Here is a 6,799-nt window from a genome sequence, read left to right as displayed (position 1 = left end):
GATAAGTTATTGTGCATCCTGAGTAGGATGAATGGACTATAAAATAAGAAAATCAGCCATGCTAAGTTGCGGGCTAATAGAACTATTGTCATAACAGGGTACTTCCTTATACAACGCAAATTGCCGCTGACAGCAAAGCTGAGCGGTAGTCAGAATGAGAGGCGGAATTAAAAAGCCTTGCTGCAGCAAGGCTTGTGGCGGTCTAGTGATTAACGATTATCGTAAGGCTCTAAGGTGTAGCCTCTGTGTTGGGTACGTTGGATAAGCTTTTGCGCAGTTTTGTGGGATAGAACAAGGTGGCGCCAGTCATTATCAACGAGCATATCGAGGACAAAAAGAGAGCCAGAGTCGTTTTCAGTTGAATTTGAGTTGTGTGAATGGGTGCTTTTTAACTGTGCGTTGTGCCGGCGTTTATGCTGGGTTCTTGGTTTCATGAGCGGTCTCCATGTTTAGGAAAAATCGCACGAGAAAAGAAAGAAAAAGCGGCGTGGTTATGAGCGCCGCTAGCTAAAGAGATAAAAGGCATATGCCCTTTAAAGATAAGCTTAATAATTACACTGGAAGTAATGTGAGCAAATGTCGTGTCAATCATTTCGTCGGGAGACTTCATAATTGATATTTTAATGATAATCATTATCATTTGCATGTCAACGCTATTCTTCATTCCAGAGTTTATTAAAGGCTTGCTCTTCTAAAATATCTTCAATCCGCCTTCTTGTTTCGGCTTGTTTTCGTTCCTGCTCTGCATTATTACGTTTGGTGTACTTAGGCAGATGGAAGAATTCTTTCGTGGGTTCATCATTTTGCATTAATCATCCTCCAATAGTGAAACGGTGAGCGTGATTGATGTGCCTGGTTCGGGGGCGTCAATATCGATAAACGCTACATAGCCTTGCCAAATACCATCAATCTTTTCAAGGTGTTGTAAAGATGCGTCTAGTTGCCAATGATAAAAAGCGTCATCAACTTGTTTGTAAGGCAGTTCGCATTCAGGTGCATTTTTTACCACAAAGTCAGCAAAGTCGAATTCGCCTGCAAAGGCACAGCCACCACTTGGGTATTTTCTAATAAATTCAATCTCTAGAGTAAGGTTTGACATCGTTTTTCCTTTGTTGTTCGTTAGTCATAAGCATCCGTGATTTCAGTGTCTTGAGAGATAGCTGCTTCTTCAAGTTCTTGTTGAGCTCGTTCTTGATAGTCACCATCGGATTTGAGTTTTTCTGCATCCTCAGTGGCGAGTGTTTTGACTGTATCACTTCGCTGCGCTTCTCTGATTTGGTCGGTTTCCAGCTTCATCTCTTCTGGTGTCTCAAACTGCTTGGCTTGCAGTTCAGTTAAGGCATTACGGTCTTCTTCGCTGAGGAAGATGCCAGGAGCGACACACTCACAGTAAATCGCTTCTTGGTATGCCTTCATCATGGCAGGTGATGGCGTGTAATTACGCTTGATAAAGGCATTACTGACATCACGCATCTTATCGAAGTGCAAACCCAGTTGAGTGATAAAGCTACTGCCTGGTACGCGAAGGTAGCATTGCAAATCATCCAAGGCTTGAATTTCACTGCTCGACACGACAGGGCGAGTTACCGTTTGGTGACCAATTGATACCCCGTCACGCAGTGTATTCGCACCGTAGGAGATATTTTCTCTCGATACATCGACTTCTTGCTCTCCCAAATCTTTGGAGGAGATTTGCGCCATCTGCGCTGAGGGAGCACGGAAGTAAAAGCGAGAGTTGAGCAAATCAACAATGACGTCAGCGGCATTCTTGCCGTAGGTTTTCACCAGCTGCGCATAAGACTGCAGACCAATCACATAACACCCACCAAACTTACGCACTTCTGCAATAATAGTGTCAAGCTCTGGCAGTTTATGCAGGCTTGGCATTTCATCCATAATCACCCAGATACGACGGTCTTCATCTGGCTCTAGTCCAAAAATGGCATTAGAGGCAATGGCAAGCCAAGTGGAAATCAATGGACGTAGTGAGGCATGTTGCTGCGCATTACTGGATAAGAACAAAAAGCCACGTTGCTTATCATCTTGTACCCAGTCTGTAATAGAAAACGGTTTGCGTTTGAGTTCGCCCTTGTTGTCTTTTTCATCCAGTCCATCGAGAAAGCGTAGGCTCTTAATGTAGGTAGCCAGAACGGACTTAATCGAGATGGCGGTTTTTTTGATGTCTTTGGAAACAAGGGAGGCCGATTCTGTACCTTGCAGGAAGTTGCCAAGTGTTTCGAGTTCAGAGGTGAGTATCAGGCTAAGCAGTCTTGCGGTTGAGCAAGGTTTATCGTCTTGGCTCATACGATAGGCCGCACTAGAGAAGATAGTGCGGGCGGAATCTACCCAGAACGGGTCCCCTTCACCGTGTTGCGGGATAAGGGCATTGGCAATGTTCTCAAAATCAGGGGGCTTCTTTTGCATCACACCATACATCCCAGTTGGCGCAGCGTTCATCAAACGGGTTGAGTAAGATATCTTGGCTTGGGTCAAAGAACTTACTGGTGAAGGTACAACCTTTGTCATACACAATCGCTTTGTCACCGCGCTTGCGTATCCAGCGCAGCAGTTTACGCAGCATCACGGATTTACCTGCCCCGGTCGTCCCATTAACAAGTACATGCTGAACTTCAAACTCATGTTTAAACAAGGCAAGCCCATCGACTTTAAATTCAGAAATCTTCCCATCGCCTACGCCTTGCTTTTTCAGCTTTTTAGCTCGCTGTTTTAAATCCTGAGTCAGTCTTTTAGGCTCAGCGTATTGAAATCCCCTTACGTGAAAATCTTCACTTTGCTTTTCGCCTTGGCGTCTGAAAAAAGCCATGGCGCCCATCAAGATAGCGAAGGCGATACCTAGGGCGATTAAAAAGTTGATTTGAGTCTGGCGTATGACGTTGTCGTAGAGAGTAATGAGCTGGGTGTTTTCTAATTGAGAGGCAAGGGTGCCGACGTAGCGTTTACCCTCCCAGAAGGTCGTAACGTCGCTTTCAAGCTTATGCCCTAAGCTGGCATAGGTTTTATTACGCCAGTAATAAAAGACAGCCCAAAAGGCATTGTTAGGGGCTCGAAGCCAAGTGAGAAATCCGGTTAAGGCAATGACCGCCCAAATGGCAGCATAGACCAAGGTATTGTTGACTTGAAAGAACATTCGAATGGAATGGAAGGTGATTTGTCCACCACGGGTAAAATGGTTGCCTTTGGAGCGTGACGGTCTAGGCATGGAGCCTCCATATAATAGAAAAGTTGAAATTAAAGGGGTGGGGTGAAGTTGGGTTAAGAAAGGGGATAGGTTAATCCGCTCACCTATTACGCCTTTCTTTTTTTGCCTCAAACACCGCTTGATAAGTCGTTTCAATGTCTTCAAGCGAAAGATAGGTAGAAGGACCATTTCTTGAGCCCCATCGAGTTCTTGGTAGTGCTTTCCATATCGTGTCATCATCGATGCCGAGTTTTCGGTAGTGCTCAATTAACGCTACGTCGATGCACTCTCCTTTTTCATGACACTGGCTGCACCAAGAAGTATCAGCAACCAAATAACCGTAGTGCTTGAATAATCCTGGTGCGCAGTTATCACACACCTGACAAGGAAAGGCTTGTTGCTCAGGATGGTTCATCGCAGAGAAAAACTCATCCGGCCCAAGATTAAAACCAGTCATTGGCGATAAATGAGTTTTCAATAGCCGCTTGGCTTCTATACGGGAAAGGTTGAGTGGTTTGATGAGCGTTTTTAACTGATAGGTTTTGCTTTTGTCTGCAAGCAAAGCTAACCGAATGTTTTGCTTATGACACTCGGTTAAAAAGGTATGGAGTTGGTCATCTTGGGTGTTGGGGTATTGAAATAAGCGTCTTTTGATTGCAGATAGCGCTTTGAGAATGACGTTCATTTGGTGTTCCTTTGTAGAAGGATTTGAAAAGAGGACGAGTTGTGATACGTTGTGAAAGCTCAATTAGGAAAGCAATGTAGAGTCCTGCTTTCTGGATTGGCTTCTTAAAGAAATACACTCGCGTCAAAACACCCTCATTGCGAGGGTGTTTTTTTGTTTTGTGGGTATTGAAAATGTCACTTTGTTATCAGAAGTGACAAACACAGCGTTTGACTGGTGTTGGTTGTAAATATTAAGTAAGATGATGCCGCTGCTTGGTGCTCTTCGGGACAGGGGATGTTTTCTTAAGGAAAAAGCCTTGAGTGGCGAGAGGTTGATATACACTCTCGCAGCCAAGCAGCAATCAACATGTAAATGAATAGAATAGACACCTTCTAACCAGCACTAGGCTCTCTCGCGTGCTGGTTTTTTTTGCTTGAAATAAAACTAGAGTGATAACGGAAAAGGCTTTAGAATCGCGCTGGGTGCTTTTGGTGTTCGACCAAAAGCAGTTCGAAAGATTTGCTGGCGGTAGAAAATCAAAAACCCCGAATGAACTGTAAATTCAAACGAGGTTTTAGATATGTACCATACAATACAAATCTTAGCCTCTATCTCGATTTATTTCAATGCAAAATTGAAGGAGGCAAGTTATGCCAAAAAGTACGATTGCATTTGCAAGCCTAGTAGTGGTGAGTCTCACCCTGCTTTGTTCTCTCTGGATAGTTCGGCACTCACTTTGTGATGTGCATTACTTGGATGAGAGAGTGGACTTTCAGGTAACCCTTGCCTACGAATCAAGATAGTTGCTGGACGGGAGGGGATGAGACAGGAACTTCCCCTCCTGATCTAGTATTGTAAGGGCACATCATAAGCACCCATATCATCAGATGTCATTTCCAGTTCAACCAACACCACCTTTTCAAGCGGTAAGCCCGTGATGGTCACCACCAAATCAATCGGCAGCCACGTTTTGAGCATGTTAGCTGCAACTTCTTTCTGAAAGGCAGTAGTGTAAAGGTAGCGCGCCTGCACTAATTGCTGGCTATCTTCATCGAGACTGAGCAGATCAAGCCAATCTATTTGCATCTTGTGACCTCTGCTTTTCATTGAGGTTAATATTTCCAGCCGTTAAATTGCAGTGACTTTGGAATAGGACTGTAGCAAGGGTATTCGGTTTGTAAACCGTACTCAAAAATCACAGCTGTAGACATGGCAAATGCTGGCGCGAAATTGTAACGAGTAAAACGCTCCGGATCATTCTTTGCCGTTTTTTCCAGCACTTTCCAAATCATCTCTTCGATGAACTCAGGATGACGCTTCGGATCGAGTGCCATCGTATCGCGCATACAGAACCAGTTATTACCACCTAAGTCTTGTTGGCGATTTGCACTACCAAAATACGCAGATTGCAAGCCTTGCAGGTAAGCCTGTAGGCGCATTGATTCAACCGTATCAGTCTCATCAATGTGTTGTAAAAAGTAAGGCAACTTGGTGATGTCTGCCATGTCTTTCTTATCGATGCTCATTAGGGTAGGGCTATTGTACTGCTCGTGTATCTCGCTCAGCAGTTGAGTGAGCTCAGGAGAGTGGGTTTGAGCTTGCGCGCTTGCGCAGGTAAGCAGCAGTAATGGCAGAATTTTTTTCATGGTAACGCTCCTTTTAGATACCTGATCATAATACCAGTATTTAGACGGTGCATAAAGTCCTTTTTTATGCACCGTGATCAATACTACTTGTTTGGGTTTTGGGTAAATTTTGGCGCGGCAGGGTACGCTTGATCGGAAGTGACGTATTCTGTCCTTTCCGGTCTAGTCACCTCACTCTCAACCTCTGGCTTGATGGTCATCTCAATGATGGGCTCTGGCTTGCTAATGGATTTTTGTGCCTGACTTTGCTGGTACTTGACGTTATCCGTTACCCCGTCAAAGCGATCTTCATTAAACAGTCCGCCAGTGCCCTTGTTGTGTAGTACATCGGTGCGTGTTTGCGCGACCGTGTCTTGCGTATCATTCCATGCTTGACTCATGGTATCAGACTGTGCGGAAGACAGGTGTGGTTGCCCTGTTGCTACGCTGGCTTGATGCTCTTGGTTCATCTTACCGACGATGCGCGCCGTATCTCCGTCCAGCCCCGCCATTTTGGCAAATTGTTCGGTGCGAGTGAATTTTTGCCAGCGTTCTTTGGCTTCCGCAATATCTTCTGGTTTGTGGGCGGTCATGATACGTTGAACGTCTGGTTTGTGCGGCATGGTATTTTCCAAGTAGTTCTGGAATGCTCCGTTGGCATTGGCAGTAAAGCTGCCTCCGCCTGACTCTAGGCGAGTTTGGGTGTTCGATAGGGCATTTAAGTCTGACTGGCTTTGCATCACGCTGGCACCCAGAGATTTGGTGTTGCTGGCGTTAATCGCAAAGTCATGCGCAAACTGTTCAACCGACGTGCGCGTGTCTTTGTTATCCACTTGCGTGCCTGCATTGGTGATGGCATTCGCCCCCTCAGAGTATTGTTTGGTTGCTTGCTCAAGCTGCTGCTTTTGCTCACTACTCATGTTGCTGTAGGCGGTGCGCTCTTCATCTGACCATTTCACGCCAGCGTTGGCATTGGCGCTAAATGGAAGAATACTTTTTCCTGTACCCAAACCCACATCCACACCTGCATAAGCACTTTGCAAGTAGGCTCGCGATTGGTCTTCTGTCCAGCCCGTTTGCTTACTGACATTGTCAATGGCGCTTTGCATGTTGCTCATGCCCTGATTGACTTGGGTATTAAAGCCGCTAGAGCTGCCTTCCCCGTAAGAGAGGTTTTTGCCTACGCTGTCATGCCAGCGGTCGTTAAGTGCCGCTCCCGCCTGAATTGTTTGTCCTAGCTGATTGCTTTGTTGTGTCAGGTTTTGCTCGGTTTGAGTTCGGGCATTAGCAACGCTTTCTTGCAGCATA

General features: G+C 45.5%; 7 protein-coding genes and 2 pseudogenes. 1 reads left to right on the top strand and 8 read right to left on the bottom strand.

What is annotated here, in order from left to right:
* Positions 1–209 precede the first annotated feature (209 nt).
* The 5 genes and pseudogenes from OH459_RS27295 to OH459_RS27275 all read right to left on the bottom strand — a co-directional run bounded on the left by OH459_RS27295 (position 210) and on the right by OH459_RS27275 (position 3,884).
* Complete coding sequence (locus OH459_RS27295) at positions 210–434, bottom strand: hypothetical protein (RefSeq protein WP_269989660.1); 225 nt, start codon at positions 432–434, stop codon at positions 210–212.
* 219 nt (positions 435–653) lie between these two features.
* The gene (locus tag OH459_RS27290; protein ID WP_074052044.1) at positions 654–809 is read right to left on the bottom strand and encodes an adenosine deaminase; all 156 of its coding nucleotides are present in this window, start codon (positions 807–809) and stop codon (positions 654–656) included.
* Entirely contained in the window at positions 809–1,099 is a 291-nt protein-coding gene (locus OH459_RS27285) for a hypothetical protein (RefSeq protein ID WP_269989656.1), read from the bottom strand. Before OH459_RS27285 ends, OH459_RS27290 begins: the two co-directional genes overlap by 1 nt.
* A gap of 20 nt (positions 1,100–1,119) precedes the next feature.
* Positions 1,120–3,220 (bottom strand): annotated as a pseudogene (traD, locus tag OH459_RS27280) (type IV conjugative transfer system coupling protein TraD).
* 79 nt (positions 3,221–3,299) lie between these two features.
* Positions 3,300–3,884, bottom strand: coding sequence for a hypothetical protein (locus tag OH459_RS27275; RefSeq protein WP_269989654.1), 585 nt, complete (start codon positions 3,882–3,884; stop codon positions 3,300–3,302).
* 632 nt (positions 3,885–4,516) lie between these two features.
* Here OH459_RS27275 and OH459_RS27270 point away from each other — a divergent pair.
* Entirely contained in the window at positions 4,517–4,669 is a 153-nt protein-coding gene (locus OH459_RS27270) for a Hok/Gef family protein (RefSeq protein ID WP_074052092.1), read from the top strand.
* 43 nt (positions 4,670–4,712) lie between these two features.
* On the opposite strand, the gene OH459_RS27265 is transcribed toward OH459_RS27270, so the two are convergent.
* The 3 genes and pseudogenes from OH459_RS27265 to OH459_RS27255 all read right to left on the bottom strand — a co-directional run.
* A complete protein-coding gene (locus OH459_RS27265; protein WP_269989652.1) occupies positions 4,713–4,973 on the bottom strand; it encodes a hypothetical protein in 261 nt (86 codons plus the stop codon).
* Between the two features lie 5 nt (positions 4,974–4,978).
* A complete protein-coding gene (locus tag OH459_RS27260) occupies positions 4,979–5,512 on the bottom strand; it encodes a hypothetical protein (protein ID WP_269989651.1) in 534 nt (177 codons plus the stop codon).
* 83 nt (positions 5,513–5,595) lie between these two features.
* Positions 5,596–6,799, bottom strand: a pseudogene (locus OH459_RS27255) (conjugal transfer mating-pair stabilization protein TraG); the annotation flags it as partial.

Source organism: Vibrio sp. MM46, from assembly GCF_027587135.1.
GTDB lineage: Bacteria > Pseudomonadota > Gammaproteobacteria > Enterobacterales > Vibrionaceae > Vibrio > Vibrio harveyi.
The sequence above is the reverse complement of the archived record's forward strand: the minus strand, read 5'-3'. Positions and strand labels throughout refer to the sequence as shown.